Raw genomic sequence first — 18,765 nt, forward strand, 5'->3', positions numbered from 1 at the left:
TGTGAGAAGGGAGATCCCATGCGGGTCGGAGTGCTGACGGGCGGCGGCGACTGCCCCGGGCTCAATGCGGTGATGAGGGCCGTCGTCCGTAAGGGCGTCCAGCGGTACCACTACGACTTCGTCGGGTTCCGCGACGGCTGGCGGGGGCCGCTGGAGGGCGACACCGTTCAGCTCGACATCCCCGCTGTGCGCGGCACGCTGCCCCGCGGCGGCACGATCCTGGGCTCGTCGCGCACGAACCCGTTCAAGGAGGAGAACGGCGTACGCCGCATCCAGGAGAACCTGGTCAAACTCGACGTCGACGCCCTCATCGCGATCGGCGGCGAGGACACCCTCGGTGTCGCCGCCCGCCTGACCGACGAGTTCGGCGTGAAGTGCGTGGGTGTCCCCAAGACGATCGACAACGACCTGTCCGCCACGGACTACACCTTCGGCTTCGACACGGCCGTCGGCGTCGCCACCGACGCCATCGACCGGCTCCACACGACCGCCGAGTCCCACATGCGCGTACTCGTCGTGGAGGTCATGGGGCGGCACGCGGGATGGATCGCCCTGCACTCCGGCCTGGCCGGCGGCGCCAACTGCATCCTCATCCCCGAGCGGCGCTTCGACGTCGACGAGGTCTGCCGCCACGTCGAATCCCGCTTCAAGGCGAGCTACGCCCCGATCGTCGTCATCGCGGAGGGCGCGATGCCGAAGGACGGCGAGATGGTGCTGAAGGACGACTCGCATGACTCCTTCGGCCATGTGCGGCTCTCGGGCGTCGGCGAGTGGCTGTCGAAGGAGATCGAGAGGCGCACCGGCAAGGAGGCCCGTACGACGGTGCTCGGGCACATCCAGCGCGGCGGCACCCCGACGCCCTTCGACCGCTGGCTGGCCACCCGCTTCGGGCTGCACGCGATCGACGCCGTACGGGACCAGGACTGGGGGAAGATGGTCTCGCTGCAGGGCACGAAGATCGTCCGAGTCCCCATCGCGGAGGCCACCGCCACGCTGAAGACGGTCGACCCAGAGCTGTACGAGGAGGCCGAGGTCTTCTTCGGCTGAACCGTGAAGGCCGAGCGAGGGGGCCCGCCATTGCGGAGCCCCGGAGCCCTGGAGCCCCGAGCCCCTGCGGGCCCGGGGCTCCCGCTCGTCAGCGCGGAGTACCGGCCGTACCGGCGCTACCCGCCGTACCGGTCGCCGCCACCGCCGCGAGCAGATCCGCCACGATCCCCTGCCCGTTGAGCGTCAGCACCGATTCCGGGTGGAACTGCACGCTCGCGAACGCCGCACCGCGCAACGCGTGCACCTCACCGGTACGGGCGTCCCGGCTGACCTCGATCCGCTCCTGCCCCGGCGCCCGTTCCCACTCCCGCGCCCGCCGGTGCCCGCAACGCACGGCGTAGGAGTTGTAGAAGCCGACGGTCTCCGGCCGTCCGAAGACGGAGACGGTCTCCTGCGCGCCCTGATACGGCTGTGTCTTCCGTACGATCTCCAACCCCAGCTCCACGGCGATCAGTTCGTGCCCCAGGCAGACTCCCAGCAGCCCGTGCGGGTGCTCCCGCAGCAGCCGCGCCGTCAGGGACCGGAGAACGCGGATCTTCGGATCGGCCCCGTCACGCGGATCGCCGGGCCCCGGGCCCAGCACGACCGGGCCGTCGTGCGCGAGCGCCGCCTCCCGCAGCCCCGGCTCGTCGAAGCGCCGCACCTCCACCTCGGCGCCGGTGGCCCGCAGCAGGTGCGCGAGCATCGAGGTGAAGGTGTCCTCACCGTCCACCACCAGCATCTTTCCGGCCGCCGGTACATGGCCGGTCTCGCGGTCCCGTTCGCCTTCGCCGCCCGGCTGCATCCGCAGCCAGAAGGGTGCCAGCTCCGCACGCCGGGCGGAGAGCGCCGCCCGTACGCGGGGATCGTCCGCCAGCCGGGCCCGCTGAGCCGCCCGCGTCCCGCCCGCGGGGGCCTCGCGCACGCCCAGCGCCGTGAGCACGCCTGCCGCCTTCGCGTGGGTCTCGGCCACCTCGCTCGCCGGGTCCGAGGCCCTGACCAGCGTGGCACCGACGGGGAGGCGGAGCCGGCCGCTCACAGCGTCGACGTCGACGGTCCTGATGAGGATCGGCGAGTCGAGGGTCTGGGCACCTCCCGCGTCCCGGCCGGTCAGCGCCAGGGCACCCGCGTAGTAGCCCCGCCCGCCTCGCTCGTGGCGCTCGATCACGCGGCAGGCGTTCTCCACCGGCGAGCCGGTGACCGTCGCGGCGAACATGGTCTCCCGCAGCACTTCGCGCACGTCCAGCGTGCTGCGTCCGCGCAGCTCGTACTCGGTGTGGGCGAGATGCGCCATCTCCTTCAGCCGCGGGCCGACCACGACCCCGCCCCTGTCGCCGACGGTGCACATCATCTTCAGCTCTTCGTCGACGACCATCGACAGCTCCTCGCTCTCCTTGCGGTCGGCGAGGAAGTCCAGCAGGCCCTCGGCGGTGGGCCCGCCGGGGGGATGGCGGTAGGTGCCGCTGATGGGGTTCATCACGACGGTGCCGCCCGCCATCCGCACATGGACCTCGGGGCTCGCCCCAGCCAGCACCCGGTCGCCCGTGTGCACGACGAACGTCCAGTACGCGCCCCGCTCACCGCTCAGCAGCCTCCGGAAGAGCGCGAGCGCGTCGGCCCGGCAGAAGCCCGGAATGCCGCCCTCGAAGGTGCGGCGCACCACGAAGTTGGCGCCCTCACCCGTCCCGATCTCGTCCTCGACGACGCGTCGCACGGTACGGGCGTACTCCTCGTCGGAGACGTCGAAGGCGCCGTCCTCCACCCGCACCCGGTGCGCGGGCAGTGCCGCCTCCACGTCCTCCAGCGGCAGCTCGTGCACCTCACGCGGCACGAGCACGGCCAGCGGCGTCCCGTCGTCGCGTACGCCGAAGCCGCGCTCACGGATCTGCCGGAACGGCACGAGCGTGACGGCGCCGAGTTCGCCGTCCGGGATGTCCGCGAGCCGGGCCGCCTCGTGGACCGGCCCGGTCAGGACCTCGACGGTGTCGTGCGGGCGGCCCGGGGTCCTTCTGCGCAGCAGCGCGAAGGGCGGGGCGTCGTCGCGCAGCAGCCGCTGTACGAGCTCGGCCGCGGACGGTGAGTGGGTGCGGGTCCGGCTGTGGCTGTGCTGGTGGTGCTCGGCCATCGGACGTTCCTTCCTGGAATTCCCGGGATGCGTGGGTCACGCGGGTCACGCGGGTCGCGGGAGGAACAGCCGTGCACACACCGAAGGCCGCCCCTCGGGCGGCCTTCGCGTCTGTAGCTTGCTCGTGGTGCGCGCGCAGTCAGTGGGCCGCCGGGTGAGCGGTCCACCACCAGTTGCTCGGGAGCACCTCTGCCGAAGGCAGCGGGGGCACCTGCGGGAGGGTCTGCGCGGACATGGCGGTGAGACTACCCCAGCCGGCGGCGCGCGAGTGGTTTCCGTCTCAGCACCCGGGCACAGCGAAGGACGTGCCGTGCGACCCCGTAACCTGGGGCGCGTGAGTGTGAACGCCAACCCCGACGCCGGTGCCCGCACCTGGCGAGACCTTCCCGCGGCGCAGCAGCCCGACTGGCCGGACCAGGAAGCTCTGCGCGAGACCGTCGCCGAGCTCGAGTCCTATCCGCCCCTCGTCTTCGCCGGCGAGTGCGACCAGCTGCGTTCCCGGCTGGGCGCCGTCGCACGGGGCGAGGCGTTCCTCCTCCAGGGCGGGGACTGCGCGGAGGCGTTCGACCAGGTCAGCGCCGAGCACATCCGGAACAAGCTCAAGACGCTGCTGCAGATGGGCGCCGTGCTGACGTACGCCGGGTCCGTCCCGGTCGTCAAGGTGGGCCGGATCGCCGGTCAGTACAGCAAGCCGCGCTCCAAGCCGACCGAGACCAGGGACGGCGTGACCCTGCCGTCGTACCGCGGCGACTCGGTCAACGGCTTCGAGTTCACCGAGGCCGCGCGCATGCCCGACCCGGGGCGGCTGAAGCGGATGTACCAGGCGTCAGCCTCCACGCTGAACCTCGTACGCGCCTTCACCACCGGCGGTTACGCGGACCTTCGCCAGGTGCACGCCTGGAACCAGGACTTCGTGAAGCGCTCGCCCTCCGGGCAGCGGTACGAGGCCCTGGCCCGCGAGATCGACCAGGCACTGAAGTTCATGCACGCGTGCGGCACGGACCCGGAGGAGCTCAAGACCGTCGAGTTCTTCGCCTCGCACGAGGCGCTGCTGCTGGACTACGAGTCGGCCATGACCCGTACGGACTCGCGCAGCGGCAAGCTGTACGACGTCTCCGGGCACATGGTCTGGATCGGTGAGCGCACACGCCAACTGGACGGCGCCCACATCGAGTTCGCCTCGCAGGTGCGCAACCCGATCGGTGTGAAGCTCGGCCCGTCCACGACGCCCGAAGAGGCCCTCACCCTGATCGACAAGCTCGACCCCGACCGCGAGCCGGGCCGGCTGACCTTCATCACGCGCATGGGAGCAGGCACCGTACGGGACCGGCTGCCCACGCTGGTGGAGAAGGTCACCGCCTCGGGCGCCCAGGTGGTGTGGGTGTGCGACCCGATGCACGGCAACACCTTCGAGGCCGCGAGCGGTCACAAGACCCGCCGGTTCGACGACGTGCTCGACGAGGTCAAGGGCTTCTTCGAGGTGCACAAGGGCGCGGGCACACACCCGGGCGGCATCCACGTCGAGTTGACCGGTGACGACGTCACCGAGTGCGTGGGCGGCGGCGACGAGATCTTCGTCGGCGATCTGCACCAGCGCTACGAGACGGCGTGCGACCCGCGTCTCAACCGCAGCCAGTCGCTCGATCTGGCCTTCCTCGTCGCGGAGATGTACCGCGACCAGTAGCGGCCGGCTGCGGCGCAACGCGGTTACGCGGCAGCACGGCACCGCAGAAGCGCGGTAGCGCGAGTACGGAACACGGAAATGGGGCCCGCATCACATCGATGCGGGCCCCGTTCCGTATGGACAGCGGCGGCCAGGTAAGGTTAGCTTAACCAAGGTTAGGTTAACCTCATCAAGCTTGAGTATCGCCCACCGAACCGAGATCGCCGCCCGGCGAACGAGCCCGGCCAAGGAGGACCGCGTGTACGTCTGCTCCTGCTTCGGCGTCACGGACCGGCAGGTCCGTGAGCACCAGGAGGCCGGGGCCTGTACACCGCGCCAGATCGCCTCGGTCAGCAAGGCCGGGACGGACTGCGGCTCGTGCGTACGCCGCATCCAGGGGCTTCTCGGTCGCGGCGGATGCCCCCGCGGCGAGCTGGAGAGCGCCGTCGAGGCACCCGCGCCGGCGTCCGTGCCCGCGCACGCGCCCGCCGCCTCGGTCGCCGAAGCAGCCTGAGTCAGTTCTCCGAAGGGGCTTCCTGCTCCACGAGCTGCGCGATGTAGAGCGGTTCACCGAGCTTCTCGACCAGTTCGAGCTGGGTGTCGAGATAGTCGATGTGGTGTTCCTCGTCGGCCAGGATGTCCTCGAAGATGTTCGCCGAGGTGATGTCACCCTTGGCCCGCATGACCTCCACCCCGCGCCGCAGCCGGTCGATGGCCTCGACTTCGATCTGCCGGTCGGCCGTGAACATCTCGGTCAGCGTCTGCCCGACGTTGACGTGGAAGAGACGCTGGTAGTTGGGGAGCCCTTCGAGAAACAGAATGCGGTCGGTGAGCCGTTCGGCGTGACGCATCTCGTCGAATGACTCCGCACGGGTGTACCGGGCGAGCTTCGGCCAGCCGAAGTGCTCCTGCATCTTGGCGTGCAGGAAGTACTGGTTGATGGCCGTCAGCTCAGCCGTCAGCTGCTCGTTGAGGAATTCGATGACCTCGGGATCGCCCTGCATGTCTGCGGGCTCCTTCCAGGAAGAAACGTGCCAGGTGGGTGCGCGCGCCCGCGCATCCTCGCACCGTGTCGGCACCCGGTCCAGTAAGCGAAGGCTTACCGAAATCGCCCGAATTGGCGATCGGAAAGCCTTCGGACAACTCTTGGCCGGGGTGCCGGTAAGCGGCATCAACGGGGTCTGTCACCATGGGGCGATGGGTCAGTCGCAGAGTCCTGGGGAGGAGCAGCAATCGCTTCCGCCAGGGCAGCGGCTCCAGCGCGGATGGCCGGTCACGCACTACGGGCCGGTGCCGAAGTTCAAGCCGGACCGCTGGGATTTCCGGGTCTTCGGGGCGACGGCCGACGGTGTAAAGCACTCCTGGAATCACGAGGAGTTCACGGCGCTGCCCTATGAGACCGTCGTGGGCGATCTGCACTGTGTCACCAAGTTCAGCATGCTGGGCGCCGAGTGGGGCGGCGTGCTCGCCCGTACGGTGCTGGAGCTGGCGCCTCCCGCGGACGACGTCACGCACGTCATGGTCTGGGCCGAGTACGGGTTCAGCTCGAACCTGCGGCTGCCGGACTTCGCCGCCGCGACGACTCTCTTCGCCACCCACCGCGCCGGCGAACTGCTCACAGCCGAACACGGCTTCCCGCTGCGGCTGGTGGTGCCGCAGCTTTACGCGTGGAAGGGCCCCAAGTGGGTGCGCGGCGTGGAGTACATGACGACGGACCGCCGCGGCTTCTGGGAGGAGCGCGGCTACCACAACATCGGCGACCCCTGGAGGGAACAGCGCTACTCCTACCAGGAGGAGCCCGGTGAAGGGCCGGAGATGTAGCGCGGTCAGTGGTGTTCGTGCAGCACCGCGTACAGCGTGAGGCCGCAGCCGAAGACGAACGCGAGGGCGTCAGCCTCCGCCCTTTCTCAGTTCCTTCAGCAGCGCCACGTCCGCCGCGTGGCCCTCCTTGCGGCCGGGGGTCTCGATGACGAGCGGGACGCCCTCGGTCGCCGGGTGCGTCATCAGATCGGCGAACGGTCCGTGCCCGATGTGGCCGGAGCCGATGTTCGCATGGCGGTCCTTGCGGGCGCCGACGACGTCCTTGGAGTCGTTGGCGTGGATGAGCTTGAGCCGTCCGGGCCCGGCTACCGACTCCAGTTCGTCGAGCGTCCGCTTCACGCCTCCCGGCGCCGCCAGGTCGTGCCCGGCCGCGTAGACGTGACAGGTGTCGAGGCAGACGCCGAGCCGGGGGTGCCTGCCGAGGATCTCGAAGTACGGCCCGAGGTCCCGCACCAGGGAGCAGAGCGAATAGCCCTGGCCTGCCGTCGGCTCCAGCAGCAGCCAGGGGTCGTCGTCGTGCGTCAGCTCCTCGAGCAGCGGCCGGAGCAGCCGGCCCACCTGCGCGAGGGCGGTCGCGGGGTCGCGCCCGCCCGTCGCCGAACCCGTGTGGACCACGACTCCGGACGCACCGATCTCACGGCCTCTGCGCAGCGAATGGCGCAGCGAGGAAACGGAGTTGTGAGCCGTGGCCTCCGTGTGCGTGCCGAAATTGATGAGATAGGGGGCGTGCACGAATACGGGGAGTTGCCGTTCCCTGCACGCCGTACGGAATTCCTCGTCCTGTTGCGGGGATCCGGAAGTCGTCGCCCAGCCACGGGGATTGGCGACGAAAACCTGCACCGTCTCCGCTCCGATGTCGTCGGCGTATGAAACGCCAGTGGCGGCCAGGCCCCCTGCTACGGGGACATGGCCGCCAATGGGATTGCGGTTTCGCTCGGTCGTCACACCATCAGTATGCCGAGTTGACGTTGTCCATCGAACCGTACTTGTCCGCCGCGTAGTTGCAGGCGGCCACGATGTTGGCGACCGGGTCGGTCATGTCGGTTGACGTGCCGTCGACGTGGTACGTGTCGAAGGTCGGCTTGATGGTCTGGAGCAGGCCCTTGGACGGAGTGCCCTTCTGGGCGTTGATGTCCCAGTTGTTCACGGCGTTCGGGTCGCCGCCGGACTCGCGGATGATGTTCCGCTTGATGCCGTCGTAGGACCCGGGGATGTCGTGCTTCGCCATGATGTCGCGGGCCTCGCGGATCCAGCCGTCGAGGTTCTCGGGGTAGGTCTTCTTCGCGGCCTTGGCGCGTTCGGCGTCGCGGGACGCCTTGGCGGCCTCGGCCTTGCGCTCCGCGGCGGCCTCCTTGGCGGCCTTGGCCTTAGCGGCCTTGGCCTTGGCGGCCTCCGCCCGGTCGGCGGCGACGGCCTTCTGCTTGGCCACGGCCTCCTTCTGGGCGGCCACGGCGTCGTTGGTGCGCTGGACGTCGGCGTCCAGGGTGCCCTGCTTGGCGGAGGGGAGCTCCACCTTGTTGGCCTGGGAATCCTTCGTACTCTCTGCGGCTGCCGTCGAGGCGCTCACCTTCTTGGCGCCGGACTGGCTCCGGTCGCCTGCGTCGGACGTGCCGGGGAGGACGGTCAGTGCGATTGCCGCGGCACCCACTGCGGATATACCCGCGGCAGAGATACGGGCGAACTTGGGACTGCGGACGTAGCCGGGAATGCTGGGCATCGTGTCGAACCTTTCAACATTGCTTGCGTCGCAGAGGCCGGAAAGGCGTTGTACGCCGAGTTCCGAATCCCCGGCGCGTGCGACCGAGAGCAATTGTTAAAGGCTCCGAAAACACAGCCCAAAAGTGTGACGTACTATCCCGGCTCGTTCTTCGTCGCATGTGCGGGGGTGCCGCGAGCGCAGGACCGGCTGTCTTACGGGCGGCGGGCGAAGGGTGCGGATATGCACTAAGTGCCGTCGTAAGTGATATGGATCCTATGTCCGGAGTCACACGCGGGGCGCTCTTGTTCACGTCCGGTGAGGGCGTCTGCGCGGGGTGTCAGCGGTTCTCGCGGCATTCGGGCGCCGCCGGTTTGCCGGGTCGTGCCCGGCCGCGCGGGCGCCGCTCCGGTTGCGCTTCCGGCGGCCTCAGCGCAGCCAGATCGTCACGCGGGAGCCGCGGGGAGCCTCGTCCCCGCCGCCCGGCGACTGGCTGAAGACCTTGTTGCCGAAGAAGATCTTGCGCACGGTGACCTCGAAGCCCGCGTTCTCCAGCTTCTTGCGCGCCTGCTTCTGCTTGAGGCCTTCCACCTTCGGGACGTCCACCGTGTCCTGGCCCTTGGAGATGGTGAGCGTGACGGTGTCGCCCTCTGCGGCGGGGGAGCCCTCGGCGGGCGTCTGGCGGGCGACGCTGCCCTCGTCCTCCTCCGAGAAGACGCGCTCGGGGGCGATGCGGACCTTCAGGCCCTCCTCCTGCAGGTCCTCCGTCGCCGAGTCCTCGTCGTCCCCGACGACGTCCGGCACGTCGACCGGTGCGCCTCTGGAGACGGTCAGGGCGACGGGTGAGCCGGGGCGGCGCTCGCTGCCCGCGTCCGGCTCGCTCGCGATCACGGAGCCGCGCGGGGTGTCCTCGCTGAACTTCTGCCGCACCGTGCCGGCCTCCAGGCCGGCGTCCTTGAGCTTGCTCCGGGCCTCGGCGAGCGGTGTGCCGGCCAGGCTCGGCACCTTGACGATCTCAGGGCCGCGGGAGACGACGAGCGTGACGGTGCCGGTCTTGCGGATGCGGTCGCCCGGGTCCGGGTTCGACTCGATCACGTGGCCGCGCTCGACCCGCTCGCTGTAGTCCTGGGTGACCTTCACGTCGAGCCCGGAGTCGCCGAGGACCTTCCTGGCGTCGGACTCGGTCTTGTCCAGCACGGCCGGCGTCTGTGTGAACTGGCCGGAGTTGATGTACCAGACACCGGTGCCCACCAGGAGCAACAGCATCGCCGTGAGCGCCACCAGGAAGACCCGGCCGCCGCCGCGCCCCCGTCCCCGTCCGCTGTCCTGCGGTGGGCCGCCGTCGCGCGGCGGCGCGGCGTAGCGGGCGGTGCGGTTCAGGTCGTCGTCGCCGTAGCCGTCTCCGGGGCCGTGGCCGTTTCCGTACTCGTGCATTGCCGCGGCGGGGCGCGGAAGCACGCTCGTACGCTCCTCGGGCCCGGCCGGGGGCCCGACCGCCGACCGCATGCGGCCCTCGCCCAGGGCGGTGCCCGCCGAGAGGACCTCGGGGAGGCCCGGCTGCGGCTCCTTCGCGCGCGGTGGGACGGCGTCCAGCTGTGCGGCGGTGAGGCGGGTGCGTGCGTCGCGGGTCTCGGAGAGCATCGCGCCCGCGTCCTGGGGGCGGCCGTCCGCTGCGCGTGCCGTGGCCCGTGCGACCAGCCCGTCCAGCTCTGGCGCCAGGCCGGGCACGGCTGCCGACGGCGCGGGCATGGCCTCGTGCAGATGCTGGTAGAGCACCTGCGCCGGTGTGCCGCCCGCGTGGGGCTTCTCACCGGTGAGCATCTCGTAGAACATCACGCCGCACGCGTACAGGTCCGTACGGGTGTCTGCCGTGCCCTGCTCGATCTGCTCCGGGGCGAGGTAGGAGACGGTGCCGAGGATGGAGTCGGATCCGACGGACGTCTGGCTGTCCACGGCCCTCACGAGGCCGAAATCCGCGACCTTGACGCGGCCGTCGTTGCCGATCAGCACGTTCTCGGGCTTCATGTCCCGGTGCACCATGCCGGCGTGGTGCGCGGCGCCGAGCGCGGCCAGCATCGGCTCCAGGACGTCGAGGGCTACGCGGGGGCGCAGCGCGCCGCGGTCGCGCAGGACGTCCCGCAGCGTGCACCCGGAGACGTACTCCATGGCCAGGTAGACATAGGTCCCGTCGGTGCCCTGGTCGTAGACGCCGACCACGTTCGGGTGGGCGAGACGGGCGACGGACTTGGCCTCGCGGATGAAGCGGTCGACGAAGGCGCTGTCGCCGGCGAGCGAGGGGTGCATGACCTTCAGGGCCAGCTCGCGGTCGAGGCGGGTGTCGACAGCGCGGTAGACCGTCGCCATGCCGCCGACGGCGATGCGTGACTCGACGCGGTACCGGCCGTCGAGCACCTGGCCGACGGGGGGCGTCTCCCCGGCGGGACCGGAGGAGGAGTCCTGAAGGCTCGTATCCATCGACGAAGAGTCTACGAGTCATCCCGGTGACGAAAATCCGTAGTGCGCCATGCGGTGGGGCGATACGGCCGAATGACGCGGTGAATCATCCGTATCGTCCGTTATTGCCCGTGATGCACTTTTCAGGACCTTCGTCGGGGACGGAGTCCGTTCGGATCACCGGACGTGTGGATTTCCCGGTCCGTCGTCGTCGTTTCCGCCCCACTCCGCTTTTCCCGCTCCGTTCTCCTCTCCAGCTCTTCCCTTTCTTCTTTCTTCCGCTTCTCCCCGCTCTCCCGAATTGCCCCGCCCGGGACTTCCGTCCTTTCCCCGCTACGGGACCTTCGCCCCGGTCAGCCGAAGGCCGGGCGCTCCGGGTCGAGCGCGGCCACGCCCTCCACCGGCGAGGACGCCTCTGCGAAGTGGCGGCGCGGGATGCGGCCCGCGCGTGCGGCCAGGCGGCCCGCCGCGACCGCGTGCCGCATGGCCTCGGCCATCAGTGCCGGTTCCTGCGCCCTCGTCACGGCCGAGGCGAGCATCACGGCCGCGCAGCCCAGCTCCATGGCGAAGGCGACGTCCGACGCCGTCCCGGCGCCCGCGTCGAGCACGACGGGCACCCCGGCGCGCTCGGCGATCAGCTGGAAGTTGTGCGGATTGCGGATGCCGAGCCCGGAGCCGATGGGGGAGCCCAGCGGCATGACGGCGGCGCAGCCCACGTCCTCCAGCTTCCGCGCCAGAACGGGGTCGTCGTTGGTGTACGGCAGCACGGTGAAGCCGTCGTCGACCAGCGTCTCGGCCGCGTCGAGGAGTTCGACGGGATCGGGCAGCAGGGTGCGCTCGTCGGCGATGACTTCGAGCTTCACCCAGTCGGTGCCGAGTGCCTCCCGGGCCAGGCGGGCGGTGAGGACGGCCTCGCCGGCCGTGTAGCAGCCCGCCGTGTTCGGCAGTACGGCGATGCCGTGCTTCTCCAGCACGGACAGCACCGAGCCCTGGACTGTCGGGTCGAGGCGGCGCATCGCGACCGTCGTGAGTTCCGTCCCGGACGCGACGAGCGAGCGTTCCATGACGTCGAGGCTCGGCGCTCCGCCCGTACCCATGATCAGCCGGGAGCCGAAGGTGCGGTCGCCGATGACCAGCGGGTCCTCTACGGAGGAGGGGGACGGGGACGGGGAGGCCGCGGGCGTGCCGGACGGGGACGTGCGCGGTCCGGGCTGCGGTGTGGTGTGGACCGCGGTGCCGGTCATCAGGGATCAGCCTCCTTGGACTGCGGTCAGTACCTCGATGCGGTCGCCGTCGGCCAGCCGCGTACGCGGCCATTCGCCGCGCGGCACGACGGCCTCGTTGACGGCCGCGGCGACACCCGAGGGTGCGGACGTGAGACCCGCCACGAGCTGGTCGAGGGTGGAGCCGGACGGAACCGCGCGGGCGGCGCCGTTCACGGACACGGACACGGACACGGAGACGGAGACGGAGACGGTCGCGGCGTCCGCCGGGCCCGCGGGTCCTGTCGCATGCGCAGCGTCCGCGGGACCTGTGGCACCCGCGCCGTCCGCGCCGTACGGGGCATCAGAAGGGACGGTCGTCATGCTGAACGCTCCTGTGGCTTGCTTCCGGAGAGAACACCCGCCGCTTCGGGGACGGGAACGCCGAACCGCCGCGGAGTGAACGGACGGACCTGCTCCGGGAGTTCGCCCGTCGCCAGCAGTTCGCCCATCGCCTCACCGGTGACGGGCGTGAGCAGCACGCCGTTGCGGTAGTGGCCGGTGGCCAGATGGAGGTCCGGCAGCGCGGTCGGCCCCAGCAGCGGTGCGTTGTCGGGGGAGGCCGGGCGCAGGCCCGCGGAGGTCTCGGTGAGCGGCAGTTCGGTGAGGCCCGGGGTGAGTTCGTGCGCGTCGCGCAGCAGTTCGTAGACGCCGCCCGCCGTGACGGTCGTGTCCCAGCCCATCTCCTCACTCGTCGCGCCGATCACCAATTCGCCGTTGGCGCGCGGCACCAGATAGATGTGCCCGCCGCGCACGATCGCCCGGACGGTACGGGAGAGGAACGGCCCGTGCGCGGACGTCTGCGGCATGCGCAGCCGCACCACCTGTCCCTTGACCGGCCTTACGGGCGGCAGGAGTTCGGGCGGCACGCCCTCCAGACGGGACGCCCACGACCCCGTCGCCAGTACGGTCTGGCCGGCCTCGGCAGTCGTACCGTCGTCGAGCGTCACCCCGGCGGCGCGCCCGCCGGTGACCGTGAGACGCAGCGCCGCGGCCCGCCGGAAGGTCACGCCGGCACGCTCACAGGCGAGCAGCAGCGCCGTCGCGAGCCGTCGCGGGTCGGCCTGGTGGTCACCGTCGACGCGCAGCCCGCCCCGTACGGACGGAGAGAGCATCGGTTCCAGACGGCGGCACTCGCGCCCGGTGAGCCACTGCGATTCGAGCCCGCAACGCCGCTGCAGCGCGTGCAGTTCACGCAGGTGCGCACGGTCGTCCGCGTCGAGAGCGACGGAGAGCGTGCCGCAGGAGCGGTAGCCGATCTCCTGGCCGCTCGCCTCCTCCAGCTGCGCGGCGAAGTCCGGGTAGCTGGCGGCGGAGGCGAGGTTGAGCGCGAGCAGCGCCTCCTCGCCGTAGTGGAGTTCGGTGACGGCGGCGAGCATCCCGGCCGCCACCCGTGCGGCGCCGCCGCCCGGTTCGGGGTCGACGACCGTGGTGTCCAGCCCGCGCCGGGCCGCCTGCCAGGCGGTGACGAGGCCGATGATGCCGCCGCCGACGACGGCCACGTCGGGGTGTGCCCGCCCGGCGGATTCCCGCTGTGCGGGCGTGGTCGTCGGGGGTGTGCTGCTGCTGGGACGCATCAGAAAGCTGCTCCTCCCTTCGCCGGAATGACCCGGATCAGGTTCGTACGGTCGGAGGCCGCAGCCTCCCTCTCAGCCCGGTGCGCCGGACTCCCGCGTATGTCATGTCGTGTTGTGCGGCACCGGTGCCGGCAGCCGAAAGGCCGTTGCCGTGCCGTACGTCGCCGTACGTCGCCGTGCCGCTGTCCGCCAGCGTACTGCGCCGCCGCGGCGGTGTGACCGGCAGCCGCAGCGGCGACCGCTCCGGAGGGTTCCCGCGCCGTCCTAGGATGATCGTGTGGGCGACAGTCGGAGCGAGCAGCGGGTCGTTGTCGTCGGTGCGGGGATGGCCGGCGTCCAGACAGCCGTACAACTGCGTGAGCAGGGGTGGCCGGGAGGGATCCGGCTGATCGGCAGTGAGCCCCATCAACCGTACGACCGGCCGCCGTTGTCCAAGGCCGTGCTGCTCGGCAAGAGCGAGGACGCCGCCTTCGACGTCGACTTCGCCTCCCTCGGCGCCGACTTGGAGCTGGGCCGGGAGGTGACCGGACTGCGCACCGCCGAACGCGTGCTGGAGACCGCCGCGGGCACCGTGGGCTACGACCATCTCGTCGTCGCCACGGGCGCGGAGCCGGTCGCGCTGCCGGGCAGCGAGGGCGTTCCCGGCGTCCATCTGCTGCGCACGCTGGACGACGCGGCCAGGCTGCGTCCCGTACTGGCGGCGCGGGGCGAGGTCGTGGTGGTCGGAGCCGGCTGGATCGGCGCGGAGTTCACCACCGCGGCACGGGAAGCCGGGTGCGCCGTCACGGTCGTGGAGGCCGCCGGACAGCCGCTCCCCGGGGCGCTGCCGCCGGAGGTCACGGTCCACATGCGCGACTGGTACGAGCAGAGCGGCGCACGGCTGCGTACGGGCGTCGCCGTGCGCTCGGTCGAGCGCGGCGGAGTGCTGCTCGCCGACGGCACACGGCTGCGGGCCGACGCCGTCGTCGTGGGCATCGGCTCGCGTCCGGCGACGGACTGGCTGGCGGGCTCGGGCATCGAGCTGGGCGGGGACGGGGGAGTGCTCGCCGACGAGCGGCTGCGCGCTTCGGCCCCGCATGTGTACGCGGTCGGCGACTGTGCCTCCTTTCCCTCTGCCCGGTACGGCGAACGGCTGCTCGTGCACCACTGGGACAACGCGCTGCAGGGCCCGCGCGTCGTGGCCGCCAACATCACCGCCGGGACGCTGCCGGACGGCGAGGCGGAGCGCGCGGTCTACGATCCGGTGCCCTACTTCTGGTCGGAGCAGTTCGGCCGCTTCATCCAGTACGCGGGACACCACGCGGACGGGGACGAACTGGTCTGGCGCGGCGACCCGGGCGAAGCGGCCTGGTCCGTCTGCTGGCTGCGTGAGGGCGTGCTGACGGCGCTGCTCGCAGTCGGCCGGCCCCGCGATCTGGCGCAGGGCAGAAGGCTCATCGAGCGGGGTGCGGCGGTCGAGCGGGAGCGTGTGTCCGACGCGGCGGTGGCGCTGAAGAAGGCCGTCCGCTGACGGCGGACACGGCAGGCGCGGCTGCGGCCCGGCAGGGCGGCGGTGGCGGTCGGGCAGGGCGGCGGTGGCGGCCCGGGAACGGACCGGCGGTCGGCCGGGGCCGGCGCATGACCTGCTGAAGGCGGACTGGTGGCGGCGGCACAGTAGTGACTGTCACAGCGGGATGGCAGGCTGGTGGCGTGACAGAGATTGATGCAAAGACCGATGCTCTCGTCCCTTCCTGGCTCACTCTCCCCGACGTCGCCGAGAAGCTGGACGTTCCGGTGACTCGCGCCCGCCAGCTGGTCAAGGAGGGCCAGCTGATCGCGGTCCGCAGAGGGGAGGAGCGCACCTTGCAGGTTCCGGCGGACTTCATCGGCTCGGGCCGCATCGTGAAGGGCCTGGTCGGCACGATCACGCTCCTCAAGGACGACGGCTTCAGCGACCAGGAAATGCTGGAGTGGCTCTTCACCGAGGACGAGAGCCTGCCCGGCACCCCGGCCCAGGCCCTGCGTGAGAACCGCGGGACAGAGGTGAAGCGGCGCGCCCAGGCACTCGCCGTGTGATTTCGGGCACAGCACGGATCACGGCCACCGCCTCACCTGCCGTACCTCACAAGAGCCGCGCCCCCTCACGCGCCGCCTCATCACCGAACGGACGCCACGGGCCGGACCCACCGGCGGGACCGGCGGGCCGGACACCTGGTCACACCGCACACATCCACCTGCGTGCGGGCCCGGCGCAGCGCGCTGCGCCGGGCCCGCACGCCCTCGTCCCGGGGGACGTCCCTCAATGAGCGCCACCAACGCCCGCCGTCTGCTCGCCGGCGCCCGGCTGTATCTGTGCACCGACGCGCGCAAGGAGCAGGGCGACCTGCCGGAGTTCCTCGACGCGGTCCTCCGCGGCGGCGTCGACATCGTCCAGCTGCGCGACAAGACCATGGAGGCAGCCGAGGAGCTGGAACACCTCTCGGTCTTCGCGGACGCCTGCCGGCGCCACGGAAAGCTGCTCGCCGTCAACGACCGTGCGGACGTCGCGCACGCCGCGGGCTCCGACGTGCTCCATCTCGGCCAGGGCGATCTACCCGTCCCCGCCGCCCGTGCGCTGCTCGGCGACGACGTCCTCATCGGCCGGTCCACGCACGCCGAGGCGGAGGTGGACGCCGCGACGGCCGAGCCCGGTGTGGACTACTTCTGCACCGGTCCCTGCTGGCCGACCCCCACCAAGCCGGGCCGCCACGCCCCGGGCCTGGAACTCGTGAGGTATACGGCGTCGCAGGTCACGGAGCGTCCCTGGTTCGCCATCGGCGGCATCGACGCCGCCAACCTGGACGATGTGCTCGACGCCGGGGCAAGGCGAGTCGTCGTCGTACGCGTACTGACCGGCGCCGACGACCCGGAGGGTGCCGCGGCGGCGCTGGCCGGGCGGCTCCGGGAGCGGGCCGCGGCGGACGGGCCTGGCGAGGCCGCTGCCGGCAAGGCCGACCAGACCGGTGAGGCAGACGAGGCAGCCGGATCAGGCGGATCAGCCGGATCAGGCGAGAGCGGTGCTCCGCACTGAGAGCAGTGCGGCGAGGCGGGAGCCGCGCTCCTGCTGGCGCCGAAACCGCTTGCGAACACCGCGTCTCCGCTGCGTCTCCGCCGCGTTTCCGCTGCGTACACGGCAGGTACGTGAGTGAAGAATCTGCGCCGACAAGGGCGGACGGAACGGACGTAAGCGCTCTTCACGGCCCGTCGCCCTCTAGCCAAGGCCGATAGCCTGCAAGCATGGCCATCGGTATCTCAGCTACCAGGACAGACAGCACGACGACTGTGCGTGAGCTCCTCGCGACGGGGAAGCCCTCGTACTCCTTCGAGTTCTTCGCCCCGAAGACCGAGAAGGGCGAGCGCTCGCTGTGGAACGCCCTGCGGCGGATCGAAGCCGTCTCACCGACCTTCGTCTCCGTGACCTACGGAGCGGGAGGATCCTCGCGGGAGGGCACCGTACGGAACACCGAACGGATCGCCAACGAGACGACGCTCACCCCGGTCGCACACCTCACCGCCGTCAATCACTCCAGGGCGGAACTGCGCAACGTCATCGGCCAGTACGCGGACGCGGGCATCCGGAACGTGCTCGCGATCAGGGGCGACCCTCCCGGGGACCCGATGGGCGAGTGGGTCAGGCACCCCGAGGGCCTCACCTACGCTTCCGAACTCGTCGAGCTGATCAAGGAGTCGGGCGACTTCTGCGTGGGCGTCGCGGCCTTCCCCGAGATGCACCCCCGCTCCGACGACTGGGACACCGACGTGCGCCACTTCGTCAACAAGTGCCGCGCAGGGGCCGATTACGCGATCACGCAGATGTTCTTCCGGGCCGAGGACTACCTGCGGCTGCGGGACAGCGCGGTGGCCGCCGGTTGCGAGACCCCGATCATCCCGGAGATCATCCCGGTCACCAACGTGAAGCAGATCGAGACGTTCGCACAGCTCAGCAATGCGACGATTCCGGGCGAACTGGCAGACCGGCTCCGGGCGGTCGAAGACGATCCGGCGGCGGTACGCTCGGTCGGGATCGAGTACGCGACGGAGATGTGTGCGACGCTGATGGCCGAAGACGTCCCAGGACTTCACTTCATTACGCTCAACAACTCCACGGCAACGTTGGAAATCCATCAGAATCTTGGTCTCCACAACCGACCCTGAGCCGAAGTAGCCGGCCGAGGCAGTGAGAAGGGGGCGCACATGGGCTGGACAGTCCTCTATATCGCGTTCGGCGTCGTCGCGCTGTGGCTGTTGGGCGAGGTGCTGCTGCAGTACAAGGCGCGGCTGCGCTGGCGCGTGCTGGCCTTCACCGGCTTTCTGTGCGTCGTGGCGGGGGCGCTGATCCCCTCGGTCGTCGTGATCGGGATCGGGATCGCCGCCTTCGCCACGGGCCAGACCTTTGTGACGCTCTCCTACCGCCGGGGCTTCGTGGCGGGCTGGGCACTCACCGGAGTGCCCGGCGTCAGCCGCCGCCGCGAAGAGCCGGAGCCCGAGCTCGAGCTCGGTCCGGCGCCCGCGTTCGACGCCATGGACGCGCCCGAGCCCGTACCGGCCCTGGCGGCGTCCGGTGGCTACGGCTCGGACGCGTTCCAGCAGAACGGCCTGGAGCCGAACGGCTACGACACGGCCGGTTTCGCCACCGTGGACTCGATGAGTGCGCCGAGCGGCTTCAGCAGCCCGAACGGCTACGACACCGCCGGCTTCGCCACCGTGGACCCGATGAGCGCCCAAGGCGGCTTCAGCAGCCCGAACGGCCTCGGCACGAACGGGAACCGCTACGACACCCCGAACGGCTTCGGTACGAACGGGAACGGCTACGACGCGGCTGCCTTCGCGGGCGCCGGCTCCAACGGCTCCGTTCCCAACGGCTCGGTTCCCAACGGCTTCGGCACGAACGGGAACGGCTACGACGCGGCTGCCTTCGCGGGCGCCGGCCCCAACGGCTCGGTTCCCAACGGCGCCGGCCCCAACGGCTTCGACTCGACACAGGCGTTCAGCCCCTTCAGCCCCGAGACCGATGGCTACCAGACGGGCGCCTTCCCCGCGGCGAACGGTTACGGGCCGCAGGACAACGGGCAGCAGCAGGTTCCCGTCTACCAGCCCGGCCCGATGCCGGACGAGACCGGCGA

The 18,765-nt window shown here is 70.8% G+C and carries 15 protein-coding genes, 2 pseudogenes and 1 riboswitch; of the genes and pseudogenes, 9 read left to right on the forward strand and 8 right to left on the reverse strand.

The genetic code is table 11. The features are described from left to right. Nucleotides 1-18: 18 nt before the first annotated feature. Complete coding sequence (locus ACSMXX_RS25220) at nt 19-1,047, forward strand: 6-phosphofructokinase (RefSeq protein WP_473180982.1); 1,029 nt, start codon at nt 19-21, stop codon at nt 1,045-1,047. 88 nt (nt 1,048-1,135) lie between these two features. Here ACSMXX_RS25220 and ACSMXX_RS25225 read toward each other — a convergent pair whose 3' ends face one another. Continuing rightward, nucleotides 1,136-3,151, reverse strand: a complete 2,016-nt coding sequence (locus ACSMXX_RS25225; protein WP_473180983.1) for an anthranilate synthase family protein — start codon at nt 3,149-3,151, stop codon at nt 1,136-1,138. 334 nt (nt 3,152-3,485) lie between these two features. Here ACSMXX_RS25225 and ACSMXX_RS25230 point away from each other — a divergent pair, with 334 nt between their 5' ends. Further along, complete coding sequence (locus ACSMXX_RS25230) at nt 3,486-4,835, forward strand: class II 3-deoxy-7-phosphoheptulonate synthase (RefSeq protein ID WP_473180984.1); 1,350 nt, start codon at nt 3,486-3,488, stop codon at nt 4,833-4,835. Between the two features lie 238 nt (nt 4,836-5,073). Then, nucleotides 5,074-5,328: a (2Fe-2S)-binding protein gene (locus ACSMXX_RS25235; protein ID WP_473184955.1), complete on the forward strand. Its 255-nt coding sequence runs from the start codon at nt 5,074-5,076 to the stop codon at nt 5,326-5,328. Nucleotide 5,329: 1 nt separating this feature from the next. On the opposite strand, the gene bfr is transcribed toward ACSMXX_RS25235, so the two are convergent. Further along, a complete protein-coding gene (gene bfr / locus ACSMXX_RS25240) occupies nt 5,330-5,818 on the reverse strand; it encodes a bacterioferritin (protein WP_070011978.1) in 489 nt (162 codons plus the stop codon). Between the two features lie 193 nt (nt 5,819-6,011). On the opposite strand from bfr, the gene ACSMXX_RS25245 reads away from it, so the two are divergent. Continuing rightward, nucleotides 6,012-6,635, forward strand: a complete 624-nt coding sequence (locus ACSMXX_RS25245) for a sulfite oxidase-like oxidoreductase (protein ID WP_473180985.1) — start codon at nt 6,012-6,014, stop codon at nt 6,633-6,635. 69 nt (nt 6,636-6,704) lie between these two features. On the opposite strand, the gene ACSMXX_RS25250 is transcribed toward ACSMXX_RS25245, so the two are convergent. The 6 genes from ACSMXX_RS25250 to thiO form a co-directional block, all read right to left on the reverse strand. After that, nucleotides 6,705-7,580 (reverse strand): deoxyribonuclease IV, encoded by an 876-nt coding sequence (locus ACSMXX_RS25250; protein ID WP_473180986.1) that lies wholly within the window; start codon nt 7,578-7,580, stop codon nt 6,705-6,707. 4 nt (nt 7,581-7,584) lie between these two features. Beyond that, complete coding sequence (locus ACSMXX_RS25255; protein WP_473180987.1) at nt 7,585-8,352, reverse strand: transglycosylase SLT domain-containing protein; 768 nt, start codon at nt 8,350-8,352, stop codon at nt 7,585-7,587. Between the two features lie 408 nt (nt 8,353-8,760). Then, nucleotides 8,761-10,806 (reverse strand): Stk1 family PASTA domain-containing Ser/Thr kinase, encoded by a 2,046-nt coding sequence (pknB, locus tag ACSMXX_RS25260; protein ID WP_473180988.1) that lies wholly within the window; start codon nt 10,804-10,806, stop codon nt 8,761-8,763. 332 nt (nt 10,807-11,138) lie between these two features. Then, nucleotides 11,139-12,029 (reverse strand): thiazole synthase, encoded by an 891-nt coding sequence (locus tag ACSMXX_RS25265; RefSeq protein ID WP_473180989.1) that lies wholly within the window; start codon nt 12,027-12,029, stop codon nt 11,139-11,141. 6 nt (nt 12,030-12,035) lie between these two features. Further along, nucleotides 12,036-12,242 carry a sulfur carrier protein ThiS gene (thiS, locus tag ACSMXX_RS25270; RefSeq protein WP_473184956.1) on the reverse strand — a complete coding sequence of 69 codons (207 nt, stop codon included), beginning with the start codon at nt 12,240-12,242 and terminating at the stop codon, nt 12,036-12,038. A gap of 125 nt (nt 12,243-12,367) precedes the next feature. Then, a complete protein-coding gene (thiO, locus tag ACSMXX_RS25275) occupies nt 12,368-13,624 on the reverse strand; it encodes a glycine oxidase ThiO (protein ID WP_473180990.1) in 1,257 nt (418 codons plus the stop codon). Continuing rightward, a riboswitch (TPP riboswitch) is annotated at nt 13,622-13,731 on the reverse strand. It overlaps the preceding gene by 3 nt. 218 nt (nt 13,732-13,949) lie before the next feature. On the opposite strand from thiO, the gene ACSMXX_RS25280 reads away from it, so the two are divergent. The 5 genes and pseudogenes from ACSMXX_RS25280 to ACSMXX_RS25300 form a co-directional block, all read left to right on the forward strand. Further along, on the forward strand, nt 13,950-15,134 hold the full coding sequence (locus ACSMXX_RS25280) for an NAD(P)/FAD-dependent oxidoreductase (protein WP_473184957.1): 1,185 nt from the start codon (nt 13,950-13,952) through the stop codon (nt 15,132-15,134). 179 nt (nt 15,135-15,313) lie between these two features. Next, complete coding sequence (locus tag ACSMXX_RS25285; RefSeq protein WP_070011985.1) at nt 15,314-15,679, forward strand: Rv2175c family DNA-binding protein; 366 nt, start codon at nt 15,314-15,316, stop codon at nt 15,677-15,679. Between the two features lie 226 nt (nt 15,680-15,905). Beyond that, nucleotides 15,906-16,559 (forward strand): annotated as a pseudogene (gene thiE / locus ACSMXX_RS25290) (thiamine phosphate synthase); the annotation flags it as partial. Between the two features lie 320 nt (nt 16,560-16,879). Next, complete coding sequence (gene metF / locus ACSMXX_RS25295; protein ID WP_473180991.1) at nt 16,880-17,797, forward strand: methylenetetrahydrofolate reductase [NAD(P)H]; 918 nt, start codon at nt 16,880-16,882, stop codon at nt 17,795-17,797. 39 nt (nt 17,798-17,836) lie between these two features. Further along, a pseudogene (locus ACSMXX_RS25300) lies at nt 17,837-18,113 on the forward strand (hypothetical protein); the annotation flags it as partial. Nucleotides 18,114-18,765: the final 652 nt, after the last annotated feature.

It is taken from the genome of Streptomyces sp. DSM 116795, assembly GCF_055792905.1.